The organism is Shinella sp. BE166, from assembly GCF_051201095.1.
Lineage (GTDB): Bacteria > Pseudomonadota > Alphaproteobacteria > Rhizobiales > Rhizobiaceae > Shinella > Shinella lacus.
Map to the genome: position 1 here is coordinate 251744 of NZ_JBPEHL010000006.1, position 20107 is coordinate 271850.

Here is a 20107-nt window from a genome sequence, read left to right on the forward strand (position 1 = left end):
GATATAGGAAACGAAATCCGGCGGGAAAAGAGGTCGCCCTATGATCAGCGCGCCGGCCGCGGCCTCATGAAGCCGGCAAGGCAGGCTCCGGCATAGGCATCCTCGCTCGGCCGCTCGTCGAAATCGAGGATGGCGAGGCCCGCGGTCGGGTAGCCGAACGGGGCGGCGGCCTCCGCGATCTCCTTGCCGACCAGGCGGTGGAAGAATTCCTCGATCATCGGATTGTGGCCAACGATCATCACCGAGTTTTCCTGGCGGTTGGCGAAGGCGAGCGCGGCATAGGCATCGATCGTGCCGGAATAGAGCTGGTCGACATGCTCGATCGTCAAATCCTGGCTGACCGAGCGGTGGAACGGTTCGGCGGTCTGCCGGCAGCGTGCTGCGGTGGAGGAAAAGATGAGGGCCGGCTTGTAGCCCTGGTCGGCGGCTTCCTCGGCGATGACCTCCGCTTCGGCAAAGCCGTCATCGTCGAGCGAGCGGTCGAAATCCGACTGGCCGGGCTCGGCCCAGGCGGCGCGGGCGTGGCGAAGCAGATAGAGCCGGAATGCCGGCGTACCGAGAGATGCCAAGTCTGTCCTCCATCCGCCTCACGGCCGATGATCCGCGCCGCTTCCGACTTCATGTCTTTCCTCGCCGGAAAGATCAACCGGTTTTGCGAATGGGGGCATTCACGATCGTGTCGGAAACCGCCCGGTAGGCGAGCGTGTCTTCCAGCCGCTGCGGCCTTGCGAAGTAATAACCCTGCATCATGCGGCAGCCGAGCGCCCGGAGCGCCACCATCTGCTCATGCGTTTCCATGCCCTCGACGACGCAGACGCAGCCGATATTGCGCGACAGGTCGACGATGGTCTTGACGATGCTGCGGCTGAGTTCGTTCGTCGCGATGTCGACGATGAAGCCGCGGTCGATCTTGATCTTGGTGAGCGGCAGCTTGTGCACGTAGCTGAGGCTGGAATGGCCCGTGCCGAAATCGTCGAGCGCGATGCCGATGCCGCGCTCGGCAAGGCGGCGGATGTTTTCGGCGGCCAGCGCGAAATTGCGCATGACGGCGGTTTCCGTCACCTCGATGTCGAGGCGGGCGGGATCGACGCCGCTTTCCGCGATGATGTCGAGCAGGTTGTCGACGGTCTTGTTGGAGACGACGTCGCGGGTCGACAGGTTGACGGAGAGGCGTATGTGGTCCGGCCAGCTTTTCGCCGCCACAAGCGCCTTGCGCATCAAGGTCTCCGTCAGGCGGCCGATGATGCCGGCGCGCTCGGCGGCGCGGATGAAGACGGCCGGGGGTACGAGGCCGAGCGTGGGGCTCTCCCAGCGGGCGAGCGCCTCATAGGCGGAGATGCCATTGGTATCCGCATCGACCATCGGCTGGAAGACGAGGTACATTTCGCTCTCGAAGTCGGCGGCGCGCAGCGCCTGCTGGATGCGGCCCTGCTCGTTGATTTCGGCCTCGTGCTCCGCGGAAAAGACCACTGCGGTGCCGCGAAAATTCTGCTTGGCGAGGTAGAGGGCGAAATCGGCGCGATCGAACAGCCGGTCGGCCGTCGTGCCGGCGTCCCCCAGGATCGAGATGCCGAGCGAGCCGGAAACCCGTGCCGTCTGGCCGTTGAAGACATAGGGCTCCTGGAGTGCGGCGCAGATCTCTTCGCCCAGTCCGTGCAGCCGGTCGGGGCAGGGGCTGCCCTCGAAGACGACGCCGAATTCATCGCCGCCAAGCCGGGCGGGAAACACGCCCTCGCCGGAAAAGCCGGAAAGTCGTTCGCCCACTTCGATCAGCAGCTTGTCGCCAATGCCATGGCCGAACGCGTCGTTGACCGGCTTGAAGCCGTCGAGGTCGATGAGGCCGAGGGCGAGGCCCGCGCCGTTCTTCTCCGCCTCGGTGATCCGCTTTTCCAGCTCGGCGCGGAACTGGCGGCGGTTCGGCAGGTTGGTCAGGCTGTCGAGATTGGCGAGGCGATGGTTTTCGTCGCTGAGCCGCTGGGTTTCCGCCTGGCGCTCGGTCAAATCCTTCTGCGACTGGATGAGCGCGCCGAAATCCCGGTAATAGGTCAGCAGAATGAACACCATGGCGACGGTGACGAGCGCGACGTTGAGCGCCAGCGCCGTGAAGACCGGGTTGCCCGAAGTGCCGAAGAATATCGTGAACGGCCCGAGGACGATCGCCGTCAGTGCAAGGGCGGCCGCGCGCAGATGCATCAGGCAGAAGATGCAGCCGATCACCGTGTTGGCGATGTAGAAGGCGACATGGGACTGCTGGTAGGCATCGCCGTAGGAAAACAGGCTGAGCGACCAGGCGCAGAAGCCGGCGCCGAGCAGCGCGGTCAGTCGATAGGTCGAGCGCAGCCGGCCGGTCGCTTCCTCATGCGTATAGGTCCGGTTGCGGCTGAACCACCAGTGCACCAGGCGGAATACGCTGACGGCGTAGAGCATCGACGGAATATAGAGGGTGAGAAGGGCGGGCGCCGCCTGGAAATGCGTAACCGTGAGGGCAACGGTATTGGTGACCAGCATGAAGTAAAGCAGCGGCACCTGCTTCGTAAAAGCGGCAAGCTGCGCCTGTACGAGTTCCGGATTGCCGGATTCGATCGTGAGAACGGCCTTTGCCCTGCTGAACATCAATGCGTGCTCCTGCCCTTACGGGAAGAAAAGCACGAGTTGCTAAAATAAGTCTGAATCCACAGGCGAGACAGTTTCGCGAAAGAAAATTGTCCTACTCTTCCTCGTATACCGAATGCTTGTGCCTATATTTGCGGCAGGATGGCATGGCGGACGGGCCATTGCGGCCCCCGAGTGCGGAATGGTTTGCGGGCCTTTACCGGCCGGTTTTGCCATCTCGTTGTAATCTTGATGAAATATTAGTCTGGCAAGGTTCAAAACAAAGGCAGGCGCGAAAATCCGTGGGTAAGTCCCGGCAGGCTTGAATCACGCAACCCGTGGGGATATACAGCGCGCCTTGAGATGTTCTTCAGGAGAATCGCGTTGAGTGAGAAGATCGATCTTAGCAATCTCGTCCTCAATGAGGACGATGAATTCATGAGTGCCAACCAGCGGGCTTACTTCCGAGCGAAGCTGAACGCCTGGAAAAACGACATCCTGCGCGAAGCGCGCGAAACCCTCGACCACCTGGCAGAAGAAAGCGCAAATCATCCGGACCTCGCGGATCGGGCTTCTTCGGAAACCGATCGTGCCATTGAACTTCGCGCACGCGACCGCCAGCGCAAGCTGATCTCCAAGATCGATGCGGCGCTGCAACGTCTCGACGAAGGCACCTACGGCTATTGCGAGGAAACGGGCGAACCGATCGGCCTCAAGCGTCTCGACGCCCGACCGATCGCCACGCTTTCGATCGAGGCGCAGGAGCGCCACGAGCGTCGGGAAAAGGTGTATCGCGACGAGTAAGCGTTTTCTGCGGGATTTCCGCAGGCGGCGTTGACGACGATCGAACACCGGAGATCTCCGGTGCCGGCAGCTTTTTTACTGCGCGGCATCGAGAGGGTCAAAAATTGAAGCCGTTGGAAGCCTTTCTTCCAACGGTTTTTTTCTGTCCTCACGCCGCGTAAGCCGACTCAGGCCTTGCGGTTGGCGGCGATTTCGCCGAGCAGGCGGGCCATTTCGGCTTCGGTTTCTTCGCGGCTCTTGGCGCTCGCCTGTCCGCTCATCGCTGCGGTCTGCGTGGGGTTCGAGGTGGGCTGGGCGCTCGTGTGGGCGCCGCTGCTCGCTGCGGCGTTGCTGGCCATTTCGGCCTCGAGGATCTTTTCGAATTCGCTGACGAGCGCCGGATTGTCGGCGATGTTGGTCGTGGGTTTCGCGAGCACCGGCGTCGTCACCGGGCGCTGTACAACCTGGCCGGTGGTGGCCTGACCGCTCGTCGTCGCCACGGATTGCGGGCTCAGCACGCGCTGGCGGCTCTGCTCCAGCACATCCTCGATTCGGCGTTCCGACGAGCGCTGCTCGGCATTCGCCTGCGCCTGCTGGTTCGTCGTCACCGGCTGGGTGACCGTGCGCACCGGCACGGCGCGTGCGGCACCCTCGTCGTCACCGGCATAGAGCACCTTGGCCATGGCGGAGACGCCTTCCGGCGTTGCGACCGCGCGGCGTTCCACGGCACCTGCCGTCGTGGTGGCGGCGCTGGAGGAGGCTGCCGAGCGTGCGGCGACAGCGGTCTCGACGGCCTTGACCGGCGTTTCGCGCAGGACGGGCGCGGGTTCGGCGCGTTCGATGGTCTGGGTTGCCTTTTCGACGGCCAGGGTTGCCTTGTCGGCTGGCTGGGCAGTTTCGGCCGAGGCGTTTGCGATGCGGGTCTCGATGACGATGTCGGTCGGGCCGCCGATCATCAGGAGATGTTCCACGTCGTCGCGGCGCACCAGCACGAGGCGGCGGCGCGTGTCGATCGCGGCGGCATCGAGCACGGCAAGCCGCGGCGTGCGGTTGCGTCCGCCGCGAATGAAGGGCGAGGAGGGACGGCCCCGGATGATCCACAGCACCAGTGCAAGGCAGAGCAGGCCGAGCAGCACCACCACGGCGGCGATGACGAACTTCGTGCCGTTCTCTGCGAGAATCTCCTGGAACATGGCGCGGTCACTCCTTCGGGCATTTGCCCTTTTTGGGCAGATTGCTGTATTTGACGGCTTTTTACGGGGTCCTACAAGCGCTTCGCCGCGCTTGTCCAGCACCGAATGCCGTCGTCATCGTCGCGTAAGTATGGCAGATTACGAAAATTGCGATGTTTGAGCCGGGAATATTCCCTGTGAATTCGCGGCCTTGCTTCCCCTCGATGGCTTTTTGCGCTTCCCTCGTGCGGATAAACATGATTCTCGCATCGGGTCCCGGCCAAGCGCAAGGCCGGACGGATGCAGACGAGGGATTGATGACGACGATGAAGCGGCCGGGCGAGGACAATCTGCCGATCGTGGACCGCGGTGTGCGGCCGGCGGTGGCGCTTCGCGTCGTGCTGCTGGCGATCGTGCTCGCGGCCTCGGCCGGCGCGTTCATCGTGTTCAAGAACCAGCTCGACAACGAGCTCGTGCTCGGCGTTCTCGGCGTGCTCGCCATGGCCGGCATCTTCTTCGTCGTCTCGGCGCTGATCGGCTTCATCGAGATCATGCCGCAGGCGACGCGCTCCGACGATCTCGCCCGCGCCTTCCTCGATTCGCACCCGGACGGCACCGTCATCACCGACCGCAAGGGCCGCATCGTCTATGCCAATGCCGCCTATGGCGCGCTGACGGGGGCAAACGGCGAGGCGGAGGTGCAGACGCTCGAAACGCTGCTGTCGCGCAACCGCGACGCCACCGAGGCCGTCTACCGCCTGACGAACGGCCTGCACGAGGGCAAGGAGGGGGCGGAGGAATTCCGCGTCCAGAAGCCGCTCAACCCGTCTGCCGCCAACGGTTCCGGCGCGCAGTGGTATCGCCTCAAGGCCCGCGTGCTGCCGAACCGCGAAAAGGCCAAGCAGCCGCTCTATATCTGGCAGGTCTCCAACATCACCTCCGAGCGCGACGACCAGGAGCGCTTCTTCAAGGAATTGCAGAACGCGATCGACTATCTCGACCATGCGCCCGCCGGCTTCTTCTCCGCCGGCCGCAAGGGCGAGATCGTTTACCTGAACGCCACGCTTGCCGAATGGCTCGGCATCGATCTGGCAAAATTCCATCCGGGCGCACTTTCCATTGCCGATGTCGTGGCGGGCGAGGGGCTGGCCCTCATCCAGTCCGTGCAGGCCGAGCCTGGTCTGAAGCGCACCGAGATGCTCGACCTCGACCTGCGCAAGACCAATGGCCAGAGCCTTCCAGTCCGCATCGTGCACCGCGTCACCTCGATGCGCGACGGCGCGCCGGGCGAAAGCCGCACCATCGTGCTTGCCCGCGAAGAAGGCGGCGAAGGCGACCAGTCCGCCTCGATCGCCTCGATGCGCTTCACGCGCTTCTTCAACAACACGCCGATGGCGATCGCCTCCGTCGATGGCAACGGCCGGATCCTGCGCACCAACGCACCGTTCCTGAAACTGTTTTCCACCGTCGTCTCGCGCGACGATATCGACCACGGCGCCAAGCTGGAAACCATCGTGCACGAGACGGACCGGCTGCGCCTGCAATCGGCGCTCGATGCGGCCAAGGATCGGCAGGGCGATATCCCGCCGCTCGATTCGCTGCATCCGGCCGACGATACCCGGCACTTTCGCTTCTATGTGAACGCTGTCATCGACCAGAGCGACGAGGCGCCGGAAGAGGCGGCCATCGTCTATGCCGTCGAGAGCACCGAGCAGAAGGCGCTCGAAACCCAGATGGCGCAGACGCAGAAGATGAATGCGGTCGGCACGCTCGCCGGCGGCATCGCGCACGATTTCAACAACGTGCTGACGGCGATCCTGCTGTCCTCCGACCACCTGCTGCTCTCCGCCCGCCCGTCGGATGCGAGTTTCGCCGATCTCATGGAGATCAAGCGCAACGCCAACCGCGCCGCCGTGCTGGTGCGCCAGCTGCTCGCGTTCTCGCGCAAGCAGACGATGCGCCCGACCGTGCTGAACCTCACCGACGTCATCGGCGACCTGCGCATGCTCGTCGACCGTATGACCGGCACGAATGTCAAGATCGAGGTCGAATACGGCCGCGACCTCTGGGCGGTGAAGACCGATCTCGGCCAGTTCGAGCAGGTGCTGATCAACCTCGCCGTCAATGCCCGCGACGCGATGCCGGAGGGCGGCACGATCACCTTCCGCACCCGCAACGTGGAGGCCGAGGAGGCCGCCGCCCGCAATCTGCGCGACCTGCCGGAGGGCGACTACGTAGAAGTCGAGGTCGCCGACCAGGGCACCGGCATCCCGCCCGAAATCATCGACAAGATCTTCGAGCCCTTCTTCACCACCAAGGAGGTCGGCAAGGGCACGGGTCTCGGCCTTTCCATGGTCTACGGCATCGTCAAACAGTCCGGCGGCTACATCTATCTCGATTCCGAAGTCGGCAAGGGCACGACCTTCCGCATCCTCATGCCGCGCCACACCGAGGAAGAACTGCCGGTTGATGCGACCGCCCTGCAGGCCGGCGAAAAGCAGCCGGTCGCCGCCGTGCCGGCGGTGGAGAAGGAACCGCGCGACCTCACCGGCGGCTCGGCCGTCGTGCTGCTCGTCGAGGACGAGGAGGCGGTGCGCCGCGGCGGCAAACGCATGCTGGAAACCCGCGGCTATACCGTGCACGAGGCCGGCTCCGGCGTCGAAGCGCTCGACATCATGGAAGAGCTGAACGGCGCCGTCGATATCGTCGTCTCCGACGTCGTGATGCCGGAAATGGACGGCCCGACGCTGCTGCGCGAATTGCGCAAAGGCTATCCCGACATGAAGTTCATCTTCGTCTCCGGCTACGCCGAAGATGCCTTCGCCCGCAACCTCCCCGCCGACGCCAAATTCGGCTTCCTGCCAAAACCGTTCTCGTTGAAGCAGCTTGCGGAAGCGGTGCGGGAGATGCTGGACGCGTGAGGCTTGGGATCGTGTTTGCGCATCACGTTCTGCGCAAATGCCCCGATAGATCCATCCAGTTCGGATTTGCCGCCTCAATGAGATTCACCTTGCACTGACGCGGCAAGTTCCTGATCGATTCTTGGCGCGACACAGCGCCTTCAATGGTGTTGTGAAACTCGAACCACACGATCCTTGTCGCGCCGTGAACCGACATGACTTCGGAAATACGACTATCGGGCCACCCCAGAGCGTGGCTCGTCAGATCGTGCGCGACACGAACGTAGAGCGCTCCGTTGCGGCTCGATTCCAAAATATAGACGCAGATCCGTCGCGCAGGTTTGGAATGGAACCCAGGCGCATAGCACGGTTCCCGAAAGCCCGTAGTGCGACGCTCCCGTTTCGGTTTAGGCCACTGAAGCGGGGATAGCCAACCGCAATTCGTCCGCATGTCTTTCAGCCGATTCCGCTGCTTTCGCCGCGCACCGGACCGGCATCGCCTCTCTAGCGGGACGTGATCTATTTCTCCCACAAATCCTTCAATGCTGTGGTGCATTTGCAGCCCATTGCTGATCGCATTTTGAATGCAGGAGCGACGGCTGGCATAGGCTTTGATAGAGGCCCCGATCAGGTGCCCATTTGCCGCTCTATGTTCCCAGTGCCAGCCCGTTTCCGCTCTATGAATTTTCCACCTGTCGCCGATTGTCCGTTTGCCCCCACGCCTCATGATTTCCTCCCTTTGAGACATGCTCGCAAGGGTAGGTGCTATTTTTTGGTTGTCCAGAAATCAAAAATACAACCCAAGGCCAATTAGTGGATCGCCAAGTTGCAAAAATGCGCGAAAGATTGTAGTTTTTTGGCATTTCTTGAGGATTTTCTTAGGATTGCTCTGTGTTAATTTAAGCAACCTTTGATTGAGTAATTGTAAGATAGCCGAGCAAAATATTTTACTGCTTTTAGTCTCAACTCAAAAAATACCCCGGCAAACTGCCGGGGTTCATAATTTGTTCCCCGATCGCGCGAATCAGTTGGATCTGGTTGATTCGCTCATTGCAGACGATTTCAGCGTGCTCCGCATTGTCGAGTGTGCGGCCGACGGCGGTCTCCCTTGTGGAGCCGCCGGCTGGAAATCTTATTTCATCGGATAGACGAGTTCCTTCTCCGCCGAATCGACCACAAAGACCGCGAGTAGCTTGGCGGGGTCAGTCGTGCTGTCATTGGCGCTGACGCCGTGGCGGTCGCCGGGCAGTTCGGAAAAGTTTTCGCCCGCCTTATAGACCTTGACCGGGCCGCCATTGACCTGGCTGCGGATCGCGCCTTCGAGCACTGTTGCATAAATAAAGGCCGAGGTTGGGTGGGTGTGACCTTCGGAAAAGCCGCCCGGCCCATATTCGACCAACACGCTGCGGATGCTCTTGCCCGGCACGTTCGGCAGCTCGTGTTCGTAGACGAGCGTCACCTTCGCGGCCTCGCTGGCAAGCGAAGGGCTGGCGGTGGCGATTGTGGCGGCGAGTGCTGCGAAGAGGAGGGATGTTCTGGTCATCTGAGTGCTCCTTATGGTGGGAAGGAAGGGCGTGTCGCACCATGGCGACACGCGGTTACCGGCGCGGGGCGGTGGCGAACCACTGCTTGAAGGTGCTTTTGCCGAGGCGCGGGTTGTCGTCCGAGACGAGCGAGCCGTCTTCGAGCCGGGCGCCGAAATAGCGGGCTTCGGGGTCGGCTGCGACCTTGCGGGGATCGTTCATGGCCTGGAGGTAGAGCGCGACCAGTTCGTGAAGCCGAAAGCGCTCCGGGCCGGCGATTTCGATCGTGCCGTTGATCGGCGCGGCCTGCGCCACGTCGGCCATCGCATCCGCGACGTCGTCCGAGGCGATCGGCTGAACGTAGGCGGCGGAGAGATGGACGGTATCGCCGACCGTTCCCGACTGCGCGATGCCGCTCACGAACTCCATGAACTGCGTTGAATGCACGATCGTATAGGGAATTCCGGACGCCTTGATCAGCTTTTCCTGTGCGAGCTTGGCGCGGAAATAGCCGCTTTCCTGCAAGCGCTCCGTGCCGACCACGGAGAGCGCGATATGATGCTTCACGCCTGCCACCTTTTCGGCGGCAAGGAGGTTGCGCCCGGAGGTCTCGAAGAACGCAATCACATCCGCGTCGGCGAAGGAGGGGGAGTTTGCGAGGTCGAGCACGACGTCGGCGCCGGCAAGCGCGTCAGTCAGTCCTTCGCCGGTGATCGTGTTGACGCCGGTGTTGGGCGAGGCGGCGATGACCTCGTGGCCGTTCGGGCGCAGGCGGTCCACCGTCTTCGAGCCGATGAGGCCGGTGCCGCCGATGATGACGATTTTCATGATAGGTCTCCCTTCGCGGCGCTGGGTAGCGCCACGGTTCCAGTGTTCGTGATGATCGCTGCGGATTAGTTGAGGCCGGCCTTGTCGAGGCCGTACAGCTTGTCGGCCGAGCCCGGCACGGACTTGAAGGCGATGCTGGCGCGGTTCCAGGCATTGATCGCCATGATCGCGAAAGTGAGGTCGGAAATTTCCTTCTCGGAAAGCTGGCCGCGCACGCGCTCGTAAAGCTCGTCCGGAATGCCACCTTCGGGCAGCTTCGTCAGGGCTTCCGTCCAGGCAAGGGCCGCGCGCTCACGCGGGATGAACAGGGTCGATTCGCGCCAGATGGCGACGTGATGGACGCGCAGTTCGCTTTCTCCGTGGATCTTGGCTTCCTTCACATGCATGTCGAGGCAGAAGGCGCAGCCATTCATCTGCGAGGCCCGGATGTTCACCAGGTCGCGGATCTTCTGTTCGATGACGCTGCCGGCGAGCGCCATGCTCAGATCGGAAATCTTCTTGAACAGTTCGGGGGACTGCTGGGCGTAGTTCAGGCGTTGGGTCATATTCGCTCTCCTTAATTAAGGATGTTTTATATCCTTATGGATACAAGATATCCTTAATTGCTGGACTGTAAAGCCGAAACGGCATAAGCTCCGCGTATAAGTCTTATGTCGAAGAGTATGAGGCGGGGCGATGGACATCGTATCGGCGTTGCGCACGTTCCTGCGTGTGGCGGAGACCTCTTCCTTCTCGGCCGCTGCGCAGGATCTCCACCTGACGCAGCCCGCGGTATCGCGGCAGATTTCCGCCCTGGAGGCGCGTCTCAACGTCCGCCTTCTCCACCGTACGACCAGCGCACTGGCACTGACGGCCGAGGGGGAGCGCATCATCCCGATGGCGCTGCGCGTGCTGGAAGCCGTGGACGAGCTTGGCGACAGCCTCGGTCAGGATGCCGCAACGGCGATGGGGAATGTGAAGCTCAGCGTCCCGGCGCCGCTCGGGCTTTTTCTCGCCGACCGGGTGGAAAGCCTGCTCGCGCGCCATCCCGGGCTTTCGGTCGAGCTGATCTTCAGGGAGGACGCTTCCGACCTGGTGCAGGATGGGATCGATCTTGAGGTGCGGATCGGCCCGGTGTCGGACAATGGCCTGATCTGTCGACGGATCGGATGGACCACGGCTTTTCTCGTCGCCTCTCCCGCCTATCTTGCGACATGCTGTCCCCCAAGCGCACTCGAAGACCTCACCGACCACGCCTGTATCTGCTACCAACGGGCGGGCGACAATCGCGCCTGGTCCTTTTCCGATGGGGCGTGCGACTTCGCGGTTCGCATCACGCCGCGGCTGATTGCGCACAATGCCGTCGCGGTTCATCGCGCGACCGTCGCAGGCGCAGGCCTCTCGGTGCTCTCCCACATCCTCGCCCTGCCGGACATGCAAAGCGGCCGGCTTGTCGAGGTCATGCCCGATTTCCGGCCCACCCGACTGCCGATCAGCGTGGTCTATCCCTCACGGCGCAACATGCCGCTGCGCACGAAGGCGGTGCTGGAATTCCTGACCGAGGCCGTCCACGACGATCACCTGATGCGCGCATCGGACGTCTAGGCCCGGCGGCAAGGGCGGATTGATGAAAGCAATGAGATGCGGCCGGGCTCCTAGCCCTCGACCGGAACGCCCAGGCCCACCTTCACGCGATCCATCGCGACGAAGGTGCGGAAGCGTTTGACGTTGTTGTTGCCGAAGAAGAGGCGGCGGGTCAGGGCTTCGTAGTCGGCCATCGCCGGAACGACGACGACGAGGATGAAGTCGGCCTCGCCGGTGACGTAGTAACATTGCTGGATTTCCGGGGCGGCGGCGAATTCTTGCTTGGCCGCCTCGATCTGCGCCGCCGTCTCGCTGATCACCTCCACCTCCACGAAGATGGTGATGGATTGGCCGAGGGCGACCGGATCGACGACGGCGACGTTCGCCCGGATGACGCCCTCTTCGGTCATGCGCTTGATGCGGCGCTGGACGGCGGGTGCGGAGAGATTGACGGCCTCGCCGATGGTGCGCTGCGGCGTCATATTGTCCTGCTGCAGGATCGCGAGGATTTTTCGGTCGAAGGCATCAAGGCGCACGAATGGGTCTCCAGACGAAACAAACTTGCAAAACGGAGGCCGAATATCAGCGCTCATTTCGATGGGGTTGCAATATCTTTCAGCAGTCACATCGAAGGAGGCCGCCCATGTTTCTCAAGAATTCCCATGCCGACTATCGCGCGCCGCTCGATCCGCGCGATGCCGAGACCCTTGGGATTGCCGCCGCCGCAGAGGTCGAACGTTATCTCTCCTTCCGTGACAACCACGCGGAGACGCCGCTTGTAGCGCTGCCGGGGCTGGCGGAAAAACTCGGCATTGGCGCGGTCCACATCAAGGATGAAGGGCACCGTTTCGGGCTCGGCAGTTTCAAGGCGCTTGGCGGGGCCTATGCGGTGATCCGGCTCGTTCTGGAGGAAGCCGGCAAGCGGCTTGGCCGGATCGTTGACATATCCGAGCTTCATGCGCCGGAGGTGCAGGCCGTCGCGCGCGGCATGACGGTCGCCTGTGCCACGGATGGCAACCACGGCCGGTCCGTCGCGCAGGGCGCTGAGCTCGTGGGCGCGCGGGCGGCGATCTTCGTGCATTCCGGCGTCAGCGATGAACGGGTGGCCGCCATTGCCCGCTTCGGTGCGGAGATGGTCCGCGTCGAGGGCACCTATGACGATTCTGTCCGCGAGGCGGCGCGCGTGGCAGCCGAAAGGGGCTGGACGATCGTCTCCGACACGTCCTGGCCCGGCTATGAGCGCATTCCCGGTCTGGTGATGCAGGGCTACACCGCGCTCGTGCGCGAGGCGCTGCGGAAACTGCCGGAGCCTCCGACCCATGTCTTCATCCAGTCGGGCGTGGGCGGCATTGCCGCTTCCGTTGCCGGCCACCTCGCGCTCGAATTCGGCGAAGCCCGCCCGGTCTTCACCGTCGTCGATCCGGCCCGCGCCGCCTGCCTCTTCGAGACGGCGCGGGCCGGCCATCCGGTGACGATCGAACATGGCGCGCCGACCGTCATGGCCATGCTCGAATGTTACGAGCCGTCGCTCATCGCTTGGCGTATCCTGTCGCGCGTCGCGGATGCGTTCATGACCGTCAACGAGGAGGATGCGGTTGCGGTGATGTGGCAGCTCGCCAATCCGGTGGATGGCGACCCCGCCATCGTTGCGGGCGAAAGCGGCGGGGTCGGACTTGCGGGCCTGATGCGTGCGATGGCCGATCCGGCGGTCAAGGCCGCGCTGGGTTTCGATGCCCGGTCGCGCATCTTCCTCGTGAACACGGAGGGGGCCACGGACCCCGGCAAATACGCGGAAATCGTCGGGTTTTCGCCAGCGGTCGTCGCGGCACGTAACCACAGGGGCGCCGGTGCATGAGCCATCCATCGATCAATGCGGAGCGGCTTCTAGGGCGTATCCATACCCTCGGTTCAATCGGGCGTGATGCCGAAGGCCGGCTTGTGCGCCTTGCCGCCTCCGGTACGGAAAAGCTGGGGCGCGACCAGTTCGTGGCCTGGCTGGAGGGAGCCGGCTTCGATGTCGCCGTGGATCGCATCGGCAACATTTTTGGCATCTGGCGGCCGGAAGGCCTGGACGATACGGCACCGCTGATGCTCGGCTCCCATATCGACACGGTCATCGACGCCGGCATCTATGACGGATGTTACGGGGTTCTTGCGGGGCTGGAGGTGATCGAGACCTTAAAGGCCGAGGGTTTTCGGCCATCGCGCCCCGTGGTCGTCGCCGCCTTCACCAACGAGGAAGGCGTGCGTTACGCACCCGACATGATGGGGTCGCTGGTCTATGCGGGTGGGCTCGATGTCGATGCGGCGCTCGCATCGGTCGGGACGGATGGAACGGTGCTCGGCGACGAACTCGCCCGTATCGGCTACGCCGGCGGCTATGAACCCGGCTTCCTGAAGCCGCATGCCTATCTCGAACTGCACATAGAACAAGGCCCGGTGCTGGAGCGCGAGGGCATCTCGATCGGTGCGGTCGAGAACCTGCAGGGGATTTCCTGGCAGCGGGTAACGATCGAGGGCGACGCCAACCATGCCGGCACCACGCCGATGTCGATGCGCCGCGATGCCGGCCATGCGGCCGCGCGCGTCGTGACCTTCCTGTGGGAGCGCGCGGTGGCCGCCAATACGCCGACGGTTGCCACTGTCGGCTGCATGCGCTTCGAGCCCAACGCCATCAACGTCATCCCGTCGCGCGCGACCTTCACGGTCGACCTGCGCGATCCGGACGAGGGGCGCTTGATGGAGGAGGAGGCCGCCTTTGCCGCATTCCTCGACGTTTTGGCGGTGGAAGAGCGGGTGTCGGTTTCCGTCGAGCGGTTGGCCCGGTTCGAGCCGGTAACGTTCGACCGGGGGATTGTCGAGCACATCGCGGCGGCGGCGAGGGAGCGCGGCCTTTCCTGCAAGCGCATGACATCCGGTGCCGGCCACGATGCGCAGATGATCGCCCGCATTGCACCGGCTGCCATGATCTTCGTGCCAAGCGCCGGTGGCATCAGCCACAATCCCAAGGAATATACCGCAGACGACGACCTTGTCGCCGGGGCCAACATCCTGCTCGATGTCGTTCGCCACCTGGCCACTGAAGGAGAATCGGCATGACCACCGACAGGACGGCGCTTCACGCCGAAATGACCGCCTGGCGGCGGGATCTACACGCCCATCCCGAATTCGGCTTCGAGGAGAAACGCACCGCGGCCTTCGTCGCGGCGAAGCTTCGCGAATTCGGCCTTGACGAGGTGGTGGAAGGTGTCGGCGGCACGGGTGTTGTCGGAACGCTGAGGCGCGGAGCGGGCAATCGCGCCGTCGCGCTCAGGGCGGACATGGATGCGTTGAGGATTCCCGAGCAGGGCGACAAGGCCTATCGCTCGCAAAACCCCGGCGTCATGCATGCCTGCGGTCATGATGGACACACGGTGATGCTGCTCGGCGCCGCGAAGATGCTGGCGGAGGAGGGCGGTTTCGATGGCACGGTCCGCTTCATCTTCCAGCCGGCAGAGGAATGGGGCAAGGGCGCACTCGCCATGCTCGACGATGGCCTCATGCAGCGGTTTCCCTTCGACGAGATCTACGGCATTCACAATATGCCGGGCCTGCCGGTCGGGCATTTCGAGACGCGGCCCGGCCCTTTCATGTCTGCGGAAGACAATTTCGAGATCGTGCTTCAAGGCGTGGGCGGCCATGCCGCGCGGCCGCACTGGGGCAACGAGGTTCTCGTCGCGGCCTGCGCGCTGGTCACCAGTCTCCAGACCATCGTCTCGCGCCGGCTGAGCCCGACGGATGTGGGCGTCGTCTCGGTCACGGAACTCATCACCGACGGCACGCGCAACGCGCTGCCGGGGCTGGCGCGCGTGCTGGGCGATGCCCGCAGCTTCCGGCCGGAGGTGAGCGCTTCCATCGAAAAGCAGATGCGCATCATCGCGGAGGGCACGGCGCTGGCGCACAACGTCACCGCGACGGTGGCCTATACGAGGGAGTTAGTGCCGCTTTTGAACGATGCCGCGCTCGTCGAGGAAGCCTTCGCCGTCGCACGCGGCATCCTGCGGCCCGATGACGTCCGGCTCGCGGCCGAACCGATGACGGGGTCGGAGGACTTTGCGCATTTCCTCGCCCATGTGCCCGGCTGCTTCGTCTTCCTCGGCAACGGCCGGGAGTCGGCGCCGCTGCACAATCCCACCTACGATTTCAACGATGAAGGGCTCCTGCACGGCGCAGATTTCCACGCCGGAATGATCCGGCGCAGATGCGCGGTCGGGTGATCAGAGTTTTCTGGCGATTTCCAGAAAGGCCTCGAACTGCTCCTGAGGCACGAAGGATCCGCCGGTCGTCCAGACGATGTGGGTCGCCTGCGACAGGTGATCGGCGATGTTCAGCCGCTCGCAGAACGCACGTCCCTGCGGATGTTTCACGACGAATTCCGGCCCTGCGAAGCCTGCGGTCGCTGATGGCTCCAGGCGCAAGCCCTGGGTCTCATGGGCGAGAAGCAGCCAGCGGAAGAGCGATATGTCGTCGACCGTGAAGACGCCGGCAAGCATGTTGCGCATGACGCGTGCCACGAAGGCCGACATGCGGGCGACCGCCATGCCGTCTGCCTCGGTCCTGTTGCTCAGGCCCACGTCGTAAACCGAGACGAGATCATCCGAGCCGCTCATCATGTGGACGAGCGCGCAGGGCGACTGGACGGGCTCTACGAAGAAACAATGCACAACGTCGCCGAAAACTTTCTTGGCGCCGTAGGTGACGCCGCCGGGTGCGCCGCCGATGCCGCATGGCAGGTAGAGAAACAGCGGATGCTCGGCATCGACGACGATCCTCAGCGCATTGAGCTGTTCTGCGAGTTCCAGCGCCGCGACGCTGTAGCCGAGGAACAGCTGCCGGGATTGTTCGTCGTCGACGAAATAGATGGATGGGTCGCTTTCCGCGATAATGCGGGCATTCTCGACGGCGGTGGTGTAGTCCGCCTCGTGCTGCACTACCTCCACGCCGAGCCTCCGCAGGCGCTCCACCTTCCAGGCCTTGGCATCGGACGACATGTGAACGGTGGCCTTGAAGCCGAGGGCGCGGGCGGCGACGCCGACGCTAAGCCCGAGGTTTCCCGTGCTGCCGACGGCGATCGTGTGGCGGGAGAACAGAGCTTTCGCCGCGGCGCCGGCCAGATCGCGGATATCCTGACCGTCCTTCAGGAGGCCTTCCCGCCTGGCGAGCGCCTCGGCGAAAACGAAGACCTCATAAACGCCGCCGCGCGCCTTGATCGATCCGGCGACCGGCAGCGCGCTGTCCGCCTTCACGAACACCCGGCCGAATTCGGCGCCGCCATAGCCGAGGGCATCCCGAAGCCCCTCCAGCTCGATCAGGTTCGAGCGGATTGCTCCCGCCGTCGCCTCTAACTCGGGAAAGCAGGTTTCAAGCAGCGGTGCCAGCCGGATCCAGTTCGCCTGCGACTCGTCGACCTGGTCGGGGTTGAGCGGCAGGGAAGCGTCGCCGATCGCGTTGTCGCGGTACAGCGAATTGGTCCAGAGCGTCGGGCGGGCGGCAAGTACATCCGCGCGGGCGGGGTCGTTCGGCGGCTGAAATGTCATCGCGGCTTCCATTCTGGTTGCGGCTTAATCGTAGCGGCTGATCTTACCGACTCAGCCCATGCGTTCGGAGACATAGGAACCCGGCGATGGCGGGAAGACGATCGTCTTGTTGCCATTCACGAAGACCCGGCCGTGGATATGGGCATGAATGGCGCGTGCCAAGACCTGGCTCTCCACGTCGCGGCCGAGGCTGACATAGTCGTCGGCGCTTTGCGCATGGGTGACGCGAACGGTGTCCTGCTCGATGATCGGGCCTTCGTCGAGATCGGCGGTCACATAGTGCGAGGTAGCGCCGATGAGTTTGACGCCACGTTCGAAGGCCTGCTTGTAGGGATTGGCGCCCTTGAACGAGGGCAGGAAGGAGTGGTGGATATTGATGATGCGGCCGGACATCCTGCGGCACATCTCGTCGGAAAGGACCTGCATGTAGCGCGCGAGCACGATGAGTTCCGCGCCGGATTCCTCGACGATCCGCATCTGTTCGGCTTCGGCCGCGGGCTTGTTCTCCTTCGTCACCTTGATGCATTGGAACGGAATGTCATGGTTCACCACGAGCTTCTGATAGTCCGTATGGTTGGAGATGACGCCGACGATGTCGATCGGCAGCGCGCCGATGCGCCAGCGGTATAGCAGGTCGTTCAGGCAATGGCCGAAGCGTGAGACCATCAGCACGACCTTGCGCTTGGCCGTCTCATCGAAGAATTCGGCATCGGCCTCATATCGTTCGACGATCTCAGCGAAACCCTCGCGCAGTTGCGAGAGCGTGCGTCCTTCTTCCGAATGGAAGCTGACGCGCATGAAATACCGACCGGTGCTCTTGTCGTCGAACTGGGCGCTATCGGAGATGTTGCAGCCGTTCGTGGAAAGATAATTCGCGATCGCTGCCGTCACGCCCCGGATCGAAGGGCAGGCGACACGAAGCGCATATCGGTGGGTGGACATGGCTGGAAATCCTCTGGCTGCGCCGGTCAATCGGCGCTGATAGCGTTCAGGCGGCAGAAGGCCGTCAGGGTGTTGGAGAGCAGGCAGGCGATCGTCATGGGGCCGACGCCGCCGGGCACGGGCGTGATCGCGGCCGCGTGGCCGGCCTCCTCGAAAGCGACGTCGCCGACGATGCGCGACTTGCCGTCCACCTCGATGCGGTTGATGCCGACGTCCATTACCACGGCGCCCGGCTTGATCCAGTCACCGCGAACCAATCCGGGGCGTCCCACCGCGACGACCAGGATATCGGCCGCCCGGCAGAGCTCCGGCGTGTTTTTTGTGCGCGAATGTGCGATCGTCACCGTGCAATTTTCCGCAAGGAGAAGCTGCGCCATGGGCTTGCCGACGATGTTCGACTTGCCGATGACGACGGCGTGCAGGCCGGACAGGCTTTGGCCGAGCTGATCCTTCAGCAGCATCAGGCAGCCGAGCGGCGTGCAGGGCACCAGCGCCGGCTGGCCGGTTGAAAGACGGCCGGCATTGGAAATGTGGAAGCCGTCGACGTCCTTGTCGGGGTTGATTTCCTGGATGACCGCCGCCGCATCGAGATGGGCCGGCAGCGGTAGCTGAACCAGGATGCCGTGCACGTCCGGAGCGACATTGAGCCTGCCGATCAACGCCATCAGCTCGGCCTGTCCGGTGTCGGCGGGCAGCTCGTATTTGAACGATCGCATGCCCGCGGCCACCGTCTGGCGGTGCTTCGCGCCGACATAGACGGCGCTCGCAGGATCGGTGCCGACGAGCACGACGGCGAGCCCCGGAACCTTGCCGGTTCTCTGCCTGGCGCTTTCCACTCTGAGCTTGATGTTTTCGAGCAGCCCGGCAGCGAACCGTTTTCCATCGATGACGGCGGTGCCGGCGATCCTGTCCATTCGCATCGTTGTTCCCCGATGTTCAGTGGGCGTAAACCGGGAAGGCCTGGGTCAGGTCTGCGACCTTCGCTTTGGCTCCGGGCACGATGTCGTCGGCCTTGCCGGCGGCTTCCGCCTCGATGAGGTCGGCGATGATGGTGCCGAGCGTGCGCAGCTCGTCTTCCTTCATGCCGCGCGTGGTGGCGGCGGAGACGCCGAGGCGCATGCCGACCCATTCGGGCGGGCGCGGGCTGTCGTTCGGGATCGGGTTCTTGTTCGCCGTGATGTTGGCGCGCGCGAGAAGGTCTTCCGCCTGCTTGCCGTTGAGCCCCTTGCTCGACAGGTCTACCAGGACGATATGCGTGTCGGTTCCGCCCGAGACGATGCGGATGCCGCGTTCGATCAGGGTTTCGGCAAGCGCACGCGCATTGGCCTTCACCTGTTGGGCATAGACCTTGAAGTCGTCGCGCAGCGCTTCGCCGAGGCAGATCGCCTTGGCGGCGAGCACATTGCTGTGCAGCGAGCCCTGAACACCGGGAAACACCGCGGCCTGCAGCTTCTTGAACCAGTCCGGATTGTTGGTGAGGATCAGGCCGCCGCGCGGGCCGCGCAGCGTCTTGGTCGTCGTGCAGGTGACGATGTCGGCATGGGGGAATGGCGAGGGATGGGCGCCGCCGGCAACGAGGCCGGCGATATGCGCCATGTCGACGAGAAACCAGGCGCCGACCTTCCTGGCGATCCGGCCCATGCGCTCGAAATCCAGTTCACGCGGATAGGCCGAGCCGCCGGTGATGAGGAGGGTCGGGCGGACTTTTTCGGCAATACGCTCCAGCGCGTCGTAGTCAATCACTTCGGTTTGCGGGTCGACATTGTAGTTGTGCGATTCGAACCAGCGGCCGGAGAGGTTGCCCTTCATGCCGTGCGACAGGTGGCCACCTGCGGCGAGATCGAGCGAGAGCACCTTGTCGCCCGGCTTCAGCAGCAGGAAGAAGACGGCGAGGTTCGCCTGGGTGCCGGAGTGGGGCTGGACATTGGCGTAAGCGCAGCCGAACAGTTCCTTCGCGCGGTCGATCGCAGCCTGCTCGACGACATCGACGAACTGGCCGCCGCCGTGGAAGCGATTGCCCGGATAGCCTTCCAGCGTCTTGTTGGTCATTTCATGCGCCAGCGCGTCGAGCACGGCGCGGCTGACGATGTTTTCCGACGCGATGAGCTCGATCTGATCCTGCTGGCGCTGGCGTTCGTTGTCGAGCGCCTCGGCCACGAGGGGATCGCGCTCGTGAACCGAGGCGTTGAAATAGGCTTGTGTCTGTTCGGTCATGACCTGTCTCCGGG

At 63.5% G+C, this 20107-nt stretch carries 17 protein-coding genes; 6 read left to right on the forward strand and 11 right to left on the reverse strand.

Annotated features, from left to right (window positions below):
- Positions 1-44: 44 nt before the first annotated feature.
- Entirely contained in the window at positions 45-569 is a 525-nt protein-coding gene (locus J2Y63_RS17570) for a SixA phosphatase family protein (RefSeq protein ID WP_435267132.1), read from the reverse strand.
- A 73-nt stretch (positions 570-642) separates the two neighbouring features.
- Entirely contained in the window at positions 643-2613 is a 1971-nt protein-coding gene (locus J2Y63_RS17575) for a putative bifunctional diguanylate cyclase/phosphodiesterase (protein ID WP_435267133.1), read from the reverse strand.
- Positions 2614-2976: 363 nt separating this feature from the next.
- Between J2Y63_RS17575 and dksA the strand changes: the two genes are divergently transcribed.
- On the forward strand, positions 2977-3396 hold the full coding sequence (gene dksA, locus J2Y63_RS17580) for an RNA polymerase-binding protein DksA (protein ID WP_256115660.1): 420 nt from the start codon (positions 2977-2979) through the stop codon (positions 3394-3396).
- Between the two features lie 167 nt (positions 3397-3563).
- Here dksA and J2Y63_RS17585 read toward each other — a convergent pair whose 3' ends face one another.
- A complete protein-coding gene (locus J2Y63_RS17585) occupies positions 3564-4568 on the reverse strand; it encodes a flagellar biosynthetic protein FliO (protein ID WP_435267134.1) in 1005 nt (334 codons plus the stop codon).
- A gap of 296 nt (positions 4569-4864) precedes the next feature.
- Between J2Y63_RS17585 and cckA the strand changes: the two genes are divergently transcribed.
- Positions 4865-7468, forward strand: a complete 2604-nt coding sequence (gene cckA, locus J2Y63_RS17590; RefSeq protein WP_435267135.1) for a cell cycle histidine kinase CckA — start codon at positions 4865-4867, stop codon at positions 7466-7468.
- A 1111-nt stretch (positions 7469-8579) separates the two neighbouring features.
- Here the strand turns inward: cckA and J2Y63_RS17595 are convergent.
- The 3 genes from J2Y63_RS17595 to J2Y63_RS17605 all read right to left on the reverse strand — a co-directional run bounded on the left by J2Y63_RS17595 (position 8580) and on the right by J2Y63_RS17605 (position 10343).
- Positions 8580-8990 (reverse strand): cupin domain-containing protein, encoded by a 411-nt coding sequence (locus tag J2Y63_RS17595; protein ID WP_435267136.1) that lies wholly within the window; start codon positions 8988-8990, stop codon positions 8580-8582.
- A 55-nt stretch (positions 8991-9045) separates the two neighbouring features.
- Positions 9046-9798, reverse strand: a complete 753-nt coding sequence (locus J2Y63_RS17600; protein ID WP_435267137.1) for an SDR family oxidoreductase — start codon at positions 9796-9798, stop codon at positions 9046-9048.
- A 65-nt stretch (positions 9799-9863) separates the two neighbouring features.
- Positions 9864-10343, reverse strand: coding sequence for a carboxymuconolactone decarboxylase family protein (locus tag J2Y63_RS17605; RefSeq protein WP_435267138.1), 480 nt, complete (start codon positions 10341-10343; stop codon positions 9864-9866).
- 130 nt (positions 10344-10473) lie between these two features.
- Between J2Y63_RS17605 and J2Y63_RS17610 the strand changes: the two genes are divergently transcribed.
- Complete coding sequence (locus J2Y63_RS17610) at positions 10474-11382, forward strand: LysR family transcriptional regulator (protein ID WP_435267139.1); 909 nt, start codon at positions 10474-10476, stop codon at positions 11380-11382.
- 50 nt (positions 11383-11432) lie between these two features.
- On the opposite strand, the gene J2Y63_RS17615 is transcribed toward J2Y63_RS17610, so the two are convergent.
- Positions 11433-11897 (reverse strand): Lrp/AsnC family transcriptional regulator, encoded by a 465-nt coding sequence (locus J2Y63_RS17615; RefSeq protein WP_435267140.1) that lies wholly within the window; start codon positions 11895-11897, stop codon positions 11433-11435.
- A gap of 107 nt (positions 11898-12004) precedes the next feature.
- Between J2Y63_RS17615 and J2Y63_RS17620 the strand changes: the two genes are divergently transcribed.
- The 3 genes from J2Y63_RS17620 to J2Y63_RS17630 are packed head-to-tail and all read left to right on the forward strand — an operon-like array spanning position 12005 to position 15617.
- Positions 12005-13216, forward strand: a complete 1212-nt coding sequence (locus J2Y63_RS17620; RefSeq protein ID WP_435267141.1) for a diaminopropionate ammonia-lyase — start codon at positions 12005-12007, stop codon at positions 13214-13216.
- Entirely contained in the window at positions 13213-14460 is a 1248-nt protein-coding gene (locus tag J2Y63_RS17625) for a Zn-dependent hydrolase (protein WP_435267142.1), read from the forward strand. Before J2Y63_RS17620 ends, J2Y63_RS17625 begins: the two co-directional genes overlap by 4 nt.
- Complete coding sequence (locus tag J2Y63_RS17630; RefSeq protein WP_435267143.1) at positions 14457-15617, forward strand: M20 aminoacylase family protein; 1161 nt, start codon at positions 14457-14459, stop codon at positions 15615-15617. Before J2Y63_RS17625 ends, J2Y63_RS17630 begins: the two co-directional genes overlap by 4 nt.
- Here the strand turns inward: J2Y63_RS17630 and J2Y63_RS17635 are convergent, their stop codons facing one another.
- The 4 genes from J2Y63_RS17635 to glyA are packed head-to-tail and all read right to left on the reverse strand — an operon-like array spanning position 15618 to position 20093.
- Positions 15618-16937 (reverse strand): D-serine ammonia-lyase, encoded by a 1320-nt coding sequence (locus tag J2Y63_RS17635; protein ID WP_435267144.1) that lies wholly within the window; start codon positions 16935-16937, stop codon positions 15618-15620.
- A gap of 51 nt (positions 16938-16988) precedes the next feature.
- Positions 16989-17879 carry a formyltetrahydrofolate deformylase gene (gene purU / locus J2Y63_RS17640; protein WP_435267145.1) on the reverse strand — a complete coding sequence of 297 codons (891 nt, stop codon included), beginning with the start codon at positions 17877-17879 and terminating at the stop codon, positions 16989-16991.
- A gap of 26 nt (positions 17880-17905) precedes the next feature.
- Positions 17906-18799 carry a bifunctional methylenetetrahydrofolate dehydrogenase/methenyltetrahydrofolate cyclohydrolase FolD gene (gene folD, locus J2Y63_RS17645; protein ID WP_435267146.1) on the reverse strand — a complete coding sequence of 298 codons (894 nt, stop codon included), beginning with the start codon at positions 18797-18799 and terminating at the stop codon, positions 17906-17908.
- A gap of 16 nt (positions 18800-18815) precedes the next feature.
- Positions 18816-20093, reverse strand: coding sequence for a serine hydroxymethyltransferase (gene glyA, locus J2Y63_RS17650; protein WP_435267147.1), 1278 nt, complete (start codon positions 20091-20093; stop codon positions 18816-18818).
- Positions 20094-20107 lie beyond the last annotated feature (14 nt).

Coding starts and splice junctions, on each gene's coding strand:
- J2Y63_RS17575 (WP_435267133.1), bottom strand. CDS start 2,613: ATGTTCAGCAGGGCAAAGGCCGTTCTCACGATCGAATCCGGCAATCCG.
- J2Y63_RS17585 (WP_435267134.1), bottom strand. CDS start 4,568: ATGTTCCAGGAGATTCTCGCAGAGAACGGCACGAAGTTCGTCATCGCC.
- cckA (WP_435267135.1), top strand. CDS start 4,865: ATGACGACGATGAAGCGGCCGGGCGAGGACAATCTGCCGATCGTGGAC.
- J2Y63_RS17595 (WP_435267136.1), bottom strand. CDS start 8,990: ATGACCAGAACATCCCTCCTCTTCGCAGCACTCGCCGCCACAATCGCC.
- J2Y63_RS17600 (WP_435267137.1), bottom strand. CDS start 9,798: ATGAAAATCGTCATCATCGGCGGCACCGGCCTCATCGGCTCGAAGACG.
- J2Y63_RS17605 (WP_435267138.1), bottom strand. CDS start 10,343: ATGACCCAACGCCTGAACTACGCCCAGCAGTCCCCCGAACTGTTCAAG.
- J2Y63_RS17610 (WP_435267139.1), top strand. CDS start 10,474: ATGGACATCGTATCGGCGTTGCGCACGTTCCTGCGTGTGGCGGAGACC.
- J2Y63_RS17620 (WP_435267141.1), top strand. CDS start 12,005: ATGTTTCTCAAGAATTCCCATGCCGACTATCGCGCGCCGCTCGATCCG.
- J2Y63_RS17625 (WP_435267142.1), top strand. CDS start 13,213: ATGAGCCATCCATCGATCAATGCGGAGCGGCTTCTAGGGCGTATCCAT.
- J2Y63_RS17630 (WP_435267143.1), top strand. CDS start 14,457: ATGACCACCGACAGGACGGCGCTTCACGCCGAAATGACCGCCTGGCGG.
- J2Y63_RS17635 (WP_435267144.1), bottom strand. CDS start 16,937: ATGACATTTCAGCCGCCGAACGACCCCGCCCGCGCGGATGTACTTGCC.
- purU (WP_435267145.1), bottom strand. CDS start 17,879: ATGTCCACCCACCGATATGCGCTTCGTGTCGCCTGCCCTTCGATCCGG.
- folD (WP_435267146.1), bottom strand. CDS start 18,799: ATGCGAATGGACAGGATCGCCGGCACCGCCGTCATCGATGGAAAACGG.
- glyA (WP_435267147.1), bottom strand. CDS start 20,093: ATGACCGAACAGACACAAGCCTATTTCAACGCCTCGGTTCACGAGCGC.